The sequence below is a fragment of the Sphingomonas sp. 22R3R2A-7 genome (genome assembly GCF_036856055.1).
Classification (GTDB): domain Bacteria; phylum Pseudomonadota; class Alphaproteobacteria; order Sphingomonadales; family Sphingomonadaceae; genus Sphingomonas.
Map to the genome: position 1 here is coordinate 635,140 of NZ_JASPFR010000001.1, position 13,528 is coordinate 648,667.

General features: G+C 67.7%; 9 protein-coding genes and 1 riboswitch. Of the genes, 4 read left to right on the forward strand and 5 right to left on the reverse strand.

Features of this window, described 5'->3' with window-relative positions; translation table 11 throughout:
- Positions 1 to 34 precede the first annotated feature (34 nt).
- Positions 35 to 143: riboswitch (TPP riboswitch) on the reverse strand.
- Between the two features lie 127 nt (positions 144 to 270).
- Positions 271 to 3,168 carry a PAS domain S-box protein gene (locus tag QP165_RS02865; RefSeq protein ID WP_443019255.1) on the forward strand — a complete coding sequence of 966 codons (2,898 nt, stop codon included), beginning with the start codon at positions 271 to 273 and terminating at the stop codon, positions 3,166 to 3,168.
- Positions 3,153 to 4,661: a chemotaxis protein CheW gene (locus tag QP165_RS02870; protein WP_333996925.1), complete on the forward strand. Its 1,509-nt coding sequence runs from the start codon at positions 3,153 to 3,155 to the stop codon at positions 4,659 to 4,661. The genes QP165_RS02865 and QP165_RS02870 overlap by 16 nt, the downstream gene beginning before the upstream one ends.
- Here QP165_RS02870 and hmgA read toward each other — a convergent pair.
- Together hmgA and hppD are read right to left on the reverse strand one after the other, a co-directional pair.
- On the reverse strand, positions 4,619 to 5,932 hold the full coding sequence (gene hmgA, locus QP165_RS02875) for a homogentisate 1,2-dioxygenase (protein WP_333993675.1): 1,314 nt from the start codon (positions 5,930 to 5,932) through the stop codon (positions 4,619 to 4,621). The two genes, QP165_RS02870 and hmgA, sit on opposite strands and share 43 nt — an antisense overlap.
- Positions 5,933 to 5,975: 43 nt before the next feature.
- Entirely contained in the window at positions 5,976 to 7,040 is a 1,065-nt protein-coding gene (gene hppD / locus QP165_RS02880; protein ID WP_056023573.1) for a 4-hydroxyphenylpyruvate dioxygenase, read from the reverse strand.
- Between the two features lie 171 nt (positions 7,041 to 7,211).
- Between hppD and QP165_RS02885 the strand changes: the two genes are divergently transcribed.
- Entirely contained in the window at positions 7,212 to 8,600 is a 1,389-nt protein-coding gene (locus QP165_RS02885) for a carboxylesterase/lipase family protein (protein WP_333993678.1), read from the forward strand.
- On the opposite strand, the gene QP165_RS02890 is transcribed toward QP165_RS02885, so the two are convergent.
- Entirely contained in the window at positions 8,584 to 9,237 is a 654-nt protein-coding gene (locus QP165_RS02890) for a TetR/AcrR family transcriptional regulator (protein WP_333993679.1), read from the reverse strand. The two genes, QP165_RS02885 and QP165_RS02890, sit on opposite strands and share 17 nt — an antisense overlap.
- Before the next feature lie 72 nt (positions 9,238 to 9,309).
- Here QP165_RS02890 and QP165_RS02895 point away from each other — a divergent pair, with 72 nt between their 5' ends.
- Complete coding sequence (locus QP165_RS02895; RefSeq protein ID WP_333993680.1) at positions 9,310 to 11,796, forward strand: alpha/beta fold hydrolase; 2,487 nt, start codon at positions 9,310 to 9,312, stop codon at positions 11,794 to 11,796.
- 17 nt (positions 11,797 to 11,813) lie between these two features.
- Here QP165_RS02895 and QP165_RS02900 read toward each other — a convergent pair whose 3' ends face one another.
- Both QP165_RS02900 and epsC read right to left on the reverse strand, forming a co-directional pair.
- Positions 11,814 to 12,584, reverse strand: coding sequence for a gamma-glutamyl-gamma-aminobutyrate hydrolase family protein (locus QP165_RS02900; protein ID WP_333993681.1), 771 nt, complete (start codon positions 12,582 to 12,584; stop codon positions 11,814 to 11,816).
- On the reverse strand, positions 12,581 to 13,528 hold the full coding sequence (gene epsC, locus QP165_RS02905; RefSeq protein ID WP_333993682.1) for a serine O-acetyltransferase EpsC: 948 nt from the start codon (positions 13,526 to 13,528) through the stop codon (positions 12,581 to 12,583). Before epsC ends, QP165_RS02900 begins: the two co-directional genes overlap by 4 nt.

A 13,528-nucleotide genomic window follows, 5' to 3' on the forward strand; every position in this document is an offset into this window, starting at 1 on the left:
ATGTGCGCACGTCCACTCCAAGCGGAGGAACGACGGAAAAACCGTTGGCCCTCCCTACGCCGGTATCAGCCGGATCAGGTTCAGCGGGTCATGGGCTGCAGCCCAATTCTCAGCCGCGCGTCAGCGGCCCCCGGGGAAGGCGCGCCTTAGGCGCTGCGATGCCCGGTGCAAAGCGCAATCGCCGCGACGATCGCTTCGCCAAAATCCGCGCCTCGATCCGCGGCGGTCGCGCCGATCCTATAATGAGGCGAAAGATGGCTGGAGCATCATATGTCGTTGGAAGGTGTTGTTGTCGACCTGAGCGCGCGCGCCGCCGCCGCGCTGGCAGACGAGATGATCGTTCTCGCGTTCAGCGCCGATGGCGCGCTGATCGAGACGAATGAGGCCGCGCGGACGATCCTCGCGTCGGTCGACGCGATCGCGACCTTCGCGACGCTGTTCCCGAACTACCCCGACGCGATCGCGCAACTGGCGACGGGTGACGCGACGACGGTCGCGGTCGAGGGGCTGCTCGCGAATACGCAGGGCCATTGCATGCATGTCCAGGGCCTGATGGGGGCGCTGTCCGGGACCGGGGGCAAGCTGGTCTTCATGGGCGCGGTGACGCCCGGCAGCCTGCACGATACCGCGCTCATCGTGCACCGCTTCGATGCGATCAACGGCGCGCTCGCGATCTGCCAATATTCGCCCGACGGCCACCTGATCGACGGCAATGCCAAGTTCTTCGAACTGACCGGGCTTGCCCGCGAGGCGATGACCGGCGGCCGGTTCGACATGTTCTGGACCGCGGCGGAGCGCCAGGCGAACGACGCCGACACCTATTGGAGCCGGTTCGAGCGCGGCGAGTCCGACACGGTCATCCGGCGTTATACCCCGTGCCCGGGCCAGAATGTCTGGGTTCGCGAGATCTTCGTGCCGACGTTCGACAAGAACTGCCAGCTCGTCTCGGTGCTGAGCTATGCCTATGATATCAGCGCGCAGCATCAGGCGACGGTCGACAATCAGGGCCGCATCACCGCGATCGACCGGGCGTTCGCGCTGATCGAGTTCGACCTGTCGGGGCGCGTGATCACCGCGAACGCCAATTTCCTCTCGCTGATGGGCTATGAACTCGACGAGATCACGGGCGAGAACCACCGGATCTTCTGCGACGCGGACTATGCGCAGAGCCCGGCCTATCGCCAGTTCTGGCAACGGCTGGGCAAGGGCGAGCTCGACCAGGGCGAATATAAGCGGATCCGCAAGGACGGCAGCGAAGTCTGGATCCAGGCGTCGTACAACCCGCTGTTCGATTATGACGGCATTCCGACGGGCGTGGTCAAGGTCGCGATGGACGTGACCGCGCAGCGCCTTGCGATGGTCGAGGCAGCGGGTCGCGCGGCGGCGATCGACCGCGCGCAGGCGGTCATCGAGTTCGACCTTGCGGGCACCGTGCTCGACGCCAACGCCAACTTTCTCGAGCTGATGGGCTATGCGCGCGACGCCGTGGTCGGCCATCATCACCGCACCTTCTGCGACGCCGGCTATGCCGCATCGCCCGACTATGCCGATCTCTGGAACCGGCTGCGCGCGGGCGAATTCGTTTCCGGCGTCTTCAAGCGGATCGCGAGCGGTGGACGCGAAGTCTGGATCCGCGCGACCTACAACCCAATCCTCGACATCGAGGGCAAGCCGCGCAAGGTCGTCAAGTTCGCGCATGACATCACCGACCAGAAGCGCCGCGACGTCGAGTTCGAGGGCCGCGCGCGCGCGATCGATCGCGCACAGGGGGTGATCGAATTCGCGATGGACGGCACGATCCTCGACGCGAACGAGAATTTCCTCGCGCTGACGGGGTATACGCTCGACGAGATCCGCGGCCGGCATCACCGTGTCTTCTGCGATGCGGGCACGTCGCAGTCGGACGCCTATGCCGTGTTCTGGGAAAAGCTCGGCCGCGGCGAATATGACGCGGGCGAATACAAGCGCCTCAAAAAGGGCGGTGCCGAGGTGTGGATCCAGGCGACGTACAATCCGATCCTCGATCTCAACGGCAAGCCCGTCAAGGTCGTGAAGTTCGCGGTCGACGTCACCGCACAGAAGCTCGCGGCGAACGATCACCAGGCAAAAGTCGACGCGATCAACCGCGCGCAGGCGGTGATCGAGTTCGACCTCGAGGGCAACGTCCTGTCGGCGAACGAGAATTTCCTGCGTACTACGGGCTATTCGCTGCGCGAGGTGGTCGGCCAGCACCATTCGATGTTCTGTTCGCCCGACTATATCCGCAGCCTGGAATATCGCGACTTCTGGCTGAAGCTGAACAAGGGCGAGGTGCATTCCGGACGCTTCCACCGGATTGGCAAATATGGCCGCGACGTCTGGATCCAGGCCACCTACAATCCCGTGCTCGACCTCAAGGGCAACCCGTTGCGCGTCATCAAATACGCGACCGACGTGACCGACCAGGTGCTGCTCGAGCAGCAGATCACATCATGCTCGATGTCGATGGCAGACCATGTCGGCGCGCTGACGCAGTCGATCACCGCGATCACCGGCGCAACCGACACCGCGACCGATCTCGCGGGCCGGACGCGCAGCGAGGCCGAGGAAGGCCGCACTGCGCTTGGTGGTGCGATCGAGTCGATCGACCTGATCCAGAAATCGGCGGCCGGGATCGCGGAGATCGTCTCGGTGATCGGCGAGATCGCGGGCCAGACCAACCTCCTCGCCTTCAACGCCGAGATCGAGGCGGCGCGCGGGCGAGCACGGCGTCGGCTTCTCGGTGGTCGCGGGCGAGGTCCGCAAGCTCGCGGAACGCAGCTCGACCGCGGCGCGCGAGATCAACCGGCTGGTCGACGAGTCGCTCGAACGCATCGCCCGCGGAACCGAACGCTCGAAGGAGGCGACCAACGCGTTCGCGGGGATCGTCGATGCCGTCCACAAGACGGGCGATGCGATCGACGCGATCGCCAAGTCGACGTCGGTCCAGGACGAGGCCTCCGCCAAGGTCGTCGACCTTATCCGCACCTTGTCGAACGCCACCGAACGTGCGGCAGCCTGAGCCGCGCCGGGTGGCGGTCGTGCGACGGACGCCGACGCTCCGTCCCGCTCCTCCCGCGCCGGTATCCGCCCGCCCGCCACGTGGCGCACCCGCGGGACTGCACGGCGCGGTGGTGGTCGGCGGCCTGACGCTCGCGGTGCCGATCGAGGCGATCCGCGAGGTCGTCCCCCGCCCGGCGGCGTTGCTCCCCTTCCCGGCGGTGCGGGACGAGGTCATCGGCGCGATCGACCTGCGCGGTGCGATCGTCCCCGTTCTCGACCCGGTGGCGCTGCTCGGCGTGCCGTCACCGGAGCGCTGCCCCGTCATCCTCATCCTGCGCGACGCGAACCGCGTCATCGGGCTGGCGATCGAGTCCATCGCCGGCGTGCTGCCGCTCGACGCCGCCGACATGACGCAGCTCGACCTGCGCGACGAAACCGATACGTTCGGACAGCCCGGGGGTGCGCGGGCGAGCCGCGCGGCACTGATCCGTGCCGCGTTCGTCCACGGCGACACGCGCGGCCTGGTGCTCGACATCGCCGCGCTTGCCGCGCTCGAGGCGATGCCGCTCGCGATCGAGCGGTCGACGGCGACGATCCGCCCGGGCAGCGTCACCACCGGCGTGCCGACGCTGCTGTTCACGGTGGGCGCCGCGCGTCTCGGTCTTGCCGCGCGCGTGATCGAGGCATCGGTGCCCGAGCAGACGATCGCGCCGAGTCCGGTCGAGGACGATCTATGGGTCGGCTGGCTGACGCATAACGGCCGGCGTATCCCCGTCGTCGATACGCTGCGGCTGTTGCGGCTCGGCGAATGCCGCCGGACGCAGCGTACCGCGGCGGTGATCCTGCGACTGCCGTCGGGGCATCTGGTCGGGCTTCAGATCGACGCGGTGAACGACATGCTGCGGATCGCGTCGGACGAGATCAAGCCGCTGCAGCAATTCGTGGTTGGCAACCGCGCCCTGTTCAACGGCTTGTACGGCACCGATGCGCCGAGCCTGTTGCTCGATCCCGACGCGATGCAGGCCGATGCGCAACTTGGTACGGTCGGGCGGATCTGCGACAAGACGGAGGCCGGGACCGGGTCAAGGGCCGCCGCGGACGTCGAGCGTGAGCGGACCAACGCCCTGCGCGCATTCCTGCTCGTGCGGCTTGCCGACCGGCGCTTTGCGATCCCGCTGTCGCAGGTCGAGGAGATCATCGCGACCAGGACGTCGGGTCTTGGGCTGACCGATCGGACGCAGGGGATCGACGATTACATCATCCACCGCGGCCGCGGCGTCCCGCTGATCGATCTCCACCGCGTCCTCGGGATTGCGGACGGCGGGAACGGTGCGCCGTTCACCGTGCTCGCTTCCGCGGACGGCAATCAGGCGGGATTCATGGTCGACGAGCTCTGTGCGGTCGAACGCTCGTCGGTCCAGCTGCTCAGCGATACCGGCGGCGACAGGGCGATGGCCCGCATCGCCGCGACGATCACCACGCGCGGCGCGACCTATCCGATCATCGACCTGCGCGCGGCGATCGAGACGTTATGCCCGCCCCCGCCCCCGCCCCCGCCCTCGCCCTCGCCCTCGCCCACGGAGGACGTGCGGGACGATCAGAGCCTGGCCTTTGAAAAGCCACTCCAGACGTCGTCGTAATCGAGCTGCATCGTCGGGGTCGCACTGGCCCAGGCGGTGGTGCGGACGACGTGGCGGGTTTCGAACATGAACGCCATCGTGCCGGTGATCTTGTGCGGCTTCAGATCCACCGTCGACGCCTTGTCATAGGTCGCCTGATCAGGGCCATGGCCGTTCATCTGGTTGTGCAGCGAGGCACCACCGGGGACGAAACCGCCGCCTTCCTTGGCGTCATATTCGCCGGCGATCAGCCCCATGAACTCGCTCATCACGTTGCGGTGGAACCAGGGCGGACGAAACGTCCCCTCCGCCACCATCCAGCGCGGCGGGAAGATCACGAAGTCGCAATTGGCGGTACCCGGCGTGTCGCTCGGCGCGGTCAGCACGGTAAAGATCGATGGATCGGGATGATCGAAGCTGACGGTATTGATCGTGTTGAAGCGCGTCAGGTCGTAGCGACACGGCGCGAGATTGCCGTGCCAGGCGACCACGTCGAACGGCGAATGGTCGAGCGTCGTCGTCCACAGTCCGCCCTGGAATTTCTGCACGACGGTACAGGGCGCATCGACATCCTCGTACCACGCGACGGGCGTTTCAAAATCGCGGGGATTGGCCAGACCATTGGCGCCGATCGGGCCAAGGTCGGGCAGCCGGAATGGCGCGCCGTAATTCTCGCAGACATAGCCCCGCGCCCGCCCGTCGGTCAGCGCGATGCGAAACCGCACCCCGCGCGGGATGAGCGCGATCGACAGCGGTGCGACGTCGATCCGGCCGAACTCGGTGGTGATCGACAGGGTGCCTTCCTGCGGCACGACGAGCAGTTCGCCATCGGCCGAGAAGAACACGCGCTCCATGTCCGCGTTCGCGGCGTAGCAATGGATACCCACGCCCGTCTGCTCGGCGACCGACCCCGTGCCGCCATAGGACACGAGCCCGTCAAGCCAGTCGGTCCCCGCCGCCGGCCAGGGTAGCGGGTCCCAGCGGAGCCGGTTGGGGCTGGGCGGCGTGTCCCCGAACGGTGCCGATTTCAGATGGACGGCACCGGCATAGGGCGTGAACGCCGGATGCTGCGCGGTCGGGCGAAGCCGGTAGAGCCAGCTCCGCTTGTTTTCGGATCGCGGCGCGGTAAACGCGGACCCCGACAGCTGTTCCGCATACAGCCCGAACGGCGCACGCTGCGGACTGTTACGGCCGATCGGGAGCGCACCGGGAACCGCCTCCGTCGCGACGTGATTGCCGAAACCGGTGACATAGCCCTCACCCGTCTCGGTCCGTTCGCCCTGTCCGTTCATCGCGACGCGCTCCTGTCCTGCCCGGTGGGATCCGCAACTACGCTCAGGCGTCGACGGTCACGACGCCGCGACGGATCTGGTCGAGCTCGATGCTCTCGTACAGCGCCTGGAAGTTGCCGTTGCCAAAGCCTTCATTGCCCTTGCGCTGAATGATCTCGAAGAAGATCGGCCCGAACATGTTCTCGGTGAAGATCTGCAGCAACAGGCCTTCCTCGCCGACATTGCCGTCGATCAGGATGCGGTTCTTGCGGAGCCGCTCGAGGTCGTGGCCATGGTTGGGCACGCGCTTGTCGACCAGTTCGTAATAGGTCTCGATCGTGTCCTGCAGCTTGACGCCGCGTGCGCGCAGCTTCTCGACGGTCGCGAAGATGTCTTCGGTCGTCAACGCCAGATGCTGGATGCCCTCGCCGTTATAGTCCTTGAGGAACTCCTCGATCTGGCTCTTGTCGTCCTGGCTCTCGTTCAGCGGGATACGGATCGCGCGATCGGGCGCGATCATCGCCTGGCTGAACAGCCCGGTCGCCTTGCCCTTGATGTCGAAATACTTCTGCTCCTCGAAGCCGAAGATCCGACCGTAGAACTCGGCCCAGGTCCGCATCTGCCCGCGACGGACATTGTGCGTCAGATGGTCGAGCAGATCGAGCCCGACATTGTTCTCGGCCTCCGCCTCCGCGGCGCCGGGGACGGGCGTCCAGTCGTCGTACAGCGACCCCGCCGCACCGTGCCGGTCGACCAGATACAGGATCGATCCGCCAATGCCCTCGACCGCGGGAATATTGTCGAGCACGGCCCCCGCGGGGGCAGGCTTTGCCCCGGCAGCGATCGCGTTCGCATAGGCCGCCTTTGCGTCGCTGACGCGGAACGCCATCGCGCTCGCCGATGGGCCGTGGCTGGCGTGGAACGCCGCCGCATGGCTGTCGGGCTCGCGGTTGAGCAGCAGGTTGATCCGGCCCTGCTTGTAGCGTGTCACCGCCCTGGTCGGGTGCGTCGACGCGGCGACGAAGCCGAACTGCTCCAGCTGCTGCGCCATACGGTCGGGGTCGGCCGAGGTGAATTCACAGAACTCGAACCCGTCCAAACCCATCGGATTGACGTCCATATGGTCCATGCTCTCAGCTCCCGATGTGGTAACGAATGAGACTAGATACGCCGGTTGCCTAGATAGTGTCAATCGTTACCATCTGCCCTGCGGCTGGTCAGGGCGGACTATGCAGGGCGCGGAATCGCCCATACACCTTTACCTCCGGAGGCCGTGATGGTCGTCATACCAGGGATACCCATGCGCGCCTTGATCATGTTGACCGCCACGATGCTGGCTAGCGCCGCACCCGCGCAGACGGGTGAGCCGACCCCGCGCGTACGGATCGACACCGGTACGCTGCGCGGAAGCGAAAGCGACGGCGTCGTCGCGTTCAAGGGCATCCCCTTTGCCCAGCCACCGGTCGGCGCGCTCCGCTGGCGCGCACCGCAGCCGATCGCAGCCTGGCGCGGCGAGCGCGACGCGACACGGTATGGCCATGACTGCATGCAGCTGCCCTTCCCGAGCGATGCCGCGCCGCTCGGCACGCCGCCCGCCGAGGATTGTCTGTACGCCAATGTCTGGAAGCCTGCCGGGGCGACGGCGAAACTGCCGGTGATGGTGTGGATCTACGGCGGCGGGTTCGTCAACGGCGGGTCGTCGCCGCCGACCTATTCGGGTGCGCCGCTCGCCCGCAAGGGGATCATGGTCGTCAGCTTCAACTATCGGCTCGGCCGGTTCGGGACGTTCGCGCATCCGCAACTGACCAAAGCCGATCCCGATCGCGGTATGCTGGCGAACTATGGTTTCATGGATCAGCTCGCGGCGCTGCGCTGGGTGAAGCGCAACATCGCCGCGTTCGGCGGCGACCCGGCCAACGTCACGATCATCGGCGAGAGCGCGGGCGGCATGTCGGTGCACACATTGCTGTCGTCGCCGCTCGGGGTCGGGCTGTTCCACAAGGCCGTCATCCAGTCGGGGCGCGCCGGGCCCGGGCCGAGCCTGGCGGATGCCGAGACCATCGGCGTCAGTTTCGCCCGGTCGAAGGCGATTGCGGCGGATACGCCGGACGCGCTGGCGAAGTTGCGCGCGCTCCCCGCCGCGCAGGTCGTGGACGGGCTGAACCTGGCGTCGATGGGCACCCCGCCCGGCAGCGCGCCGACCTATAGCAGCCCCATCGTCGACGGCAGGATCGCCGTCGATCCTGCGGCCGCGTACCGCGACGGGCGGTTCGCCAAGGTCCCGGTCATGGTGGGCGCGACGAGCAACGACATTGGCGGGCCGCAGGGTTATATGATCGTCGGCGCCCGCAGCGCCGCGCAGGCGCTGTCGCAGGCGGGCGTGCCGACCTATTATTATCGCTTCTCCTATGTCGCGACCGCAGCGCGAGACACCTCGCCCGACGGGGCTGGCCATGCGACCGACATCCCGTTCTTCTTCGACAGCGCCGACGTTAAATACGGCGCGCAGACCAGCACGACGGACCGTGCCGCGGCGCGGACCGCGAGCGAGTATCTGGTCAATTTCGTCAAGCGCGGCGACCCGAACGGCGCCAGCCTGCCAAACTGGCCGCGCTATTCGGCGGCCAGGACCGCGATGCTCGACCTCGACGCGAAGGGCGGCGCGGCGCTGGTCAGCGACACACCCTGACCGCGGCGCCGTCGCCGGTCAGCAACCGGCATAACGGCAAGGCCGCGGCGACCACCGCGTCGACGGGCTCGACATATCCCCGCGCGGTCCAGTCGCGCGCAATATGGAGCAGGCCGTACATCGCACCGGTGCGTGCGAGTCTCGGCGCGTCGGACACCGCGCGTCCCGCACCGAGCGTCGCGGCGGCGAGGTCGGCGAAGGCGTGCAGCGCGCGATCGAACGCCGCATCGACATCCGTGCCGATCCCCGACATCTCGAGCAGGAACACCCGCGCCATGTCGGGTTCGTCGCGGAGCAGCCCGTAATAGGTCGTCAGCATCGATACGAGACGCGTATCGGGATCACCGTCCCCCACCCTGCCCGCCTCAGCGACGCGCGCCATTACGAGGTCGGTCACCGTGGTGAACGCGGCGACCAGCAGTGCCTCGCTGTTCCCGAACGCCTCGTAGAAATAGCGCGGGGTGAGCCCGGCGATGCGACAGATCGTGCTGACCGTGGTCTGCCGGTAGCCGTGCTGGCCATAGGCCGTGATCGCCGCCGCGATCAGCCGCTCGCGACGATTGGCGCGTCGCTCGTCCGCGGTCAGGCCGCGGTACCGCCGCTGGTTATGCTCGGGAATTGCGTCGTCTGCTGCCAAGTGATAACGTCCGTTTCCAGATGTGGTGCGGACCGGCTGGTCGTCCCGCCTTCATGATCGGAGTACCCTGACGTGGCAACCGCAGCACCGCACGCATCGTCCCCAACCGCCGTGCAGGCGCATCACGACGTTTTGATCGTCGGTGCGGGGCTGTCGGGTATCGATGCGGCCTACCGGGTGCAGACGGAGTGCGCGGGAAAGACCTATGCGATCCTCGAGGCGCGCGACGCGATCGGCGGCACCTGGGACCTGTTCCGCTATCCCGGGATCCGATCGGACTCGGACATGTACACGCTCGGCTTCCCGTTCCGACCCTGGTCGAGCGAGCAGGCGATCGCAGGGGGCGAGGCGATCCGCGACTATATCGCCGACACCGCCGCCGCGTTCGGGATCGATCGGCACATCCGCTTCGGCGTCCGCGTGCTCACCGCGTCCTGGTCGTCCGCCGATGCGCAGTGGACGCTCGACGTCGAGACCGGCCCGGAACGCACGCCTGCATCGCTGACCTGCAACTTCCTGTACATGGGCAGCGGCTATTATGATTATGCCGCGGGGTTCACGCCCGCGTTCGACGGCATCGACGACTTTACCGGTCGCGTCGTGCATCCCCAGCACTGGCCCGACGACCTCGACTATGAGGGCAAGCGCGTGGTGGTGATCGGCAGCGGCGCGACCGCGGTGACGCTGGTGCCATCGATGGCAAAGACCGCGGCGCATGTCACGATGCTGCAGCGGTCGCCGACCTATATCGTGTCGCGGCCGTCGGAGGACGGCTTCGCACGCTGGACGCATCGGCGGCTGCCGGGCGACATCGCCGACACCGCGACGAAGTGGAAGAGCGTGCTGCTGGGGATCGCGACCTACAGCTATGCGCGCAGAAAACCCGAGACGCTCAAGGCACTGATCCTCAAGCGCGTCCGCGCGCAACTGCCCGACAATTACGAGGTCGAGCGCGATTTCGAGCCGAGCTATGCGCCGTGGGACCAGCGGATCTGCCTCGTGCCCGACGCCGACCTTTTCGAGGCGATGCGCGAGGGCAAGGCGACGATCGTGACCGACCGGATCGCGCGGTTCACGCCGCGCGGGATCGCGCTGGAGTCGGGCCGGGAACTGCCCGCGGACATCGTCGTGACCGCGACCGGGCTCGTCCTGCGGCTGATGGGCGGCGTCGAGCTTCGCGTCGATGGCGCGGTCGTGAACCCCGCGGACCGGCTGATCTACAAGGGCATGATGCTGAGCGACGTGCCCAATCTCGCGCTCGCCTTCGGCTATACCAACGCGTCATGGACGCTGAAATGCGATCTCTCGGCGCGCTATGCCTGCCGGTTGATCCGGCACATGGACGACCACGGCTATCGATCGTGCACGCCACGGGCGGACGACGCGTCGATCACGCGCGAACCGATGCTCAACTTCACCTCGGGCTATGTACAGCGGGCGAACGCGATCCTGCCGCATCAGGGGTCGAAGGCGCCGTGGAAGGTGCACCAGAATTACGTGCTCGATCTGGCAGCGTTGAAATTTGGAAAACTGGAGGATGGCACCATGAAGTTCGACAAGGCGGGCAATGCTCGCCCCGCGCCGGTGACGGCGCGGCACGGTGCCGAGAAGCCCGCACCCTCAGTCCGCACCGGCGCAATCGTGGCGGCGGGTGCCGTTGCCGCCGTGGGCGGGCTCGCGCTGTTCGCCGCGCTGACGCAGCGCCGGGTCGAGCGGCTGATCCCCGCAGACGGACAGTTCATCGATATCGACGGCCGCCGCATGCACTATCAGGACCGCGGCGACGGGCCGGCGATCGTGATGATCCACGGTCTGGCCGGACAGATGCGCAACTTCAGCTATGCGCTGGTCGAGCGGCTCGCCAACGATCACCGCGTGATCGTGATCGACCGCCCCGGCTCGGGCTATTCGGCCCCCGGCGCGGCGGCGAATATCCGCGCGCAGGCGGCACAAGTTGCTGCCTTCATCGCCAAGCTCGGGCTCGAACGGCCGTTGATCGTCGGTCATTCGCTGGGCGGCGCGGTTGCGCTGGCGCTCGCGCTCGATCACCCCGACCAGGTCGGCGGTCTCGCGCTGATCGCGCCGCTGACGCAGCCGCAGGAGATGATACCGCCTGCGTTCGACCGGCTGGCGATCACCTCGGGTGCGGCGCGTGCCGCGGTCGCGTGGACGATCGCGACGCCGCTCACGCTTCTGCTCGGCCAGCGCGGGACGGAAACGGCCTTCGCACCCGAACCCGTCCCTGCAGACTTCGTAACGCGCGGCGGCGGCGCGCTGGTCGCCCGCCCCAGGAGCTTCCGCAGCGCATCGGCGGACCTCGTTGCCGCGAACGACGATCTGCCGGCGATGGCCGCATCCTATCCCAGCCTGTCGGTCCCCACTGCGATCCTCTACGGGCGTGGCGATCAGGTGCTTGATCCCGACGTCCATGGTCGTGGTCTTGCCGCCGCGCTGCCGGGCGCCGATCTCACGCTGATCGACGGCGGTCACATGATCCTCGTCACACGGCCCGACGAGACGGCGGCGTGGATCCGGACGCAGAGCGCGCGTGGCCGCTGACGGCTGGCCCGCGCGTCCTACCGCTCGCGGCCGCCCTCGAGCGATTGCCCGATCAGCGAAAAGAACGCGCGGTTGGCGGCGCTGACCGCGACGTTCCATTCGGGGTGCCACTGCACCGCGAGCACGTCGGCGCCGCACGGTCGCGCCGAAAACGCCTCGATCAGGCCATCGGCGACGGCGCGTGCCTCGATCCGCAGCCCCGTCCCCAGTCGATCGACGCCCTGGCGGTGGACCGAGGTGACCGCGATGCTCGATCGGGCGGTTGCCGTCGCGAGCAGCCCGCCCGCGCTGAGCGCGACGTCGTGGACGTGATCGAACAGCGTCTCATACGCCGACGCGTCGTCGGTCGCCCCGTGGTGGCTGTCGTGAACGACGTCCGTGAGCGTTCCGCCGAACAGCACGTTGAGCTCCTGCAGGCCCCGGCATATGCCGAAGACCGGGCGCGCCGCGTCGATCATCCGCGCGGCAAGGTCGAGCGCGACCGCGTCGCGGTCCAGGTCGAGCGTATCCGCCGCCGCACCCGGCTTGCCATAGCGCGCCCCGGCGACGTTCGAGCGCGACCCGGTCAGCAACAGCCCGTCGAGCCGCGCGGCCAGCGCGCGCGCGTCGATCGTGTCGGCCACCGCCGGGACCAGCAGGACGGTCGCGCCGGCATAGCGCGCGAGTGGCGCGATGAAGCGTGTCGCGACCGCCTGGATCGGGCGTTCCGCCACCTCGTTACAGCACAGGACGCCGATCACCGGCCGGATCGGTCCGCCCTCGTCGCAGCACCGGCCGAAGCGCCTCATGCACCGCGACCGCGTAACGTCTCGTGCAGATGGTCCGCCGCCGCATCGGCGAGGATCACCGCGGTCGGCTGTGCAACCACCCCGCCCGGCGGCACGTCCTCGAGCAGCCAGACGTTGCCGCCGATCGTCGCGCCCTGCCCGATCGTCACGCGGCCGAGGATCGTCGCCCCGGCATAGATCACGACATCGTCCTCGACGATCGGATGACGTGCCAGCCGCTCGCGCGCGGACACGTCGGTCACGCCGAGCGGACTGCGCGCGCCGAGCGTGACATGCTGGTAGAGCTGGACGCGGTCGCCGATGATCGCGGTCTCGCCGATCACGACGCCGGTGCCATGGTCGATGAAGAAGCGTCGGCCGATCGTCGCGCCGGGATGGATGTCGATCCCGGTCCGATTGTTGGCGAGCTCCGAAATTATCCGTGCGACGATCGGGGCGCCAAGACCGTACAGCGCGTGCGCGATCCGGTGGTACAGGATCGCGACGATGCCCGGATAGCAGATCAGGATCTCATCGGCGCTCCGCGCGGCCGGATCGCCCAGGAACGCGGCGCGGACGTCGTCGTCGACCAGCGTGCGGATCGGTCCGAGCTCGGCCGCGAACAGCCCGACGATCATCGCCGCCTGGCTGACGTCGAACGACAGGATCGCCTCCTCCTGCCAATAGGCGAACTCGCTTTCGATCTGACGCTGCAGGCCGGACAACGCGCGGTGAAGGCGTGCCTCGACGAACGCATCCTCGCCGTGCGCGGGGCCGACATACGCGCCGAGCCGGCCGGGAAACAGCGCGGCGACCAGATCGTCGACGACGTGCGCGATGTCGGCCTGCGACGGGAAGCGGGCAACGGTGTGACGCCCGTTTGCCTCGCGTCGCCATGCCGTCCGCGCGGCACGAAGCTCGGCGATCGTCGATGCGATATCGTGCGGGTGGTCGGTATACGCCAT

Bases quoted from the DNA above. Each gene is read 5' to 3' on its own strand.
- QP165_RS02865 (WP_443019255.1), top strand. From the start codon at position 271: ATGTCGTTGGAAGGTGTTGTTGTCGACCTGAGCGCGCGCGCCGCCGCC.
- hmgA (WP_333993675.1), bottom strand. From the start codon at position 5,932: ATGAACGGACAGGGCGAACGGACCGAGACGGGTGAGGGCTATGTCACC.
- hppD (WP_056023573.1), bottom strand. From the start codon at position 7,040: ATGGACCATATGGACGTCAATCCGATGGGTTTGGACGGGTTCGAGTTC.
- QP165_RS02885 (WP_333993678.1), top strand. From the start codon at position 7,212: ATGCGCGCCTTGATCATGTTGACCGCCACGATGCTGGCTAGCGCCGCA.
- QP165_RS02900 (WP_333993681.1), bottom strand. From the start codon at position 12,584: ATGAGGCGCTTCGGCCGGTGCTGCGACGAGGGCGGACCGATCCGGCCG.
- epsC (WP_333993682.1), bottom strand. From the start codon at position 13,528: ATGGCGTATACCGACCACCCGCACGATATCGCATCGACGATCGCCGAG.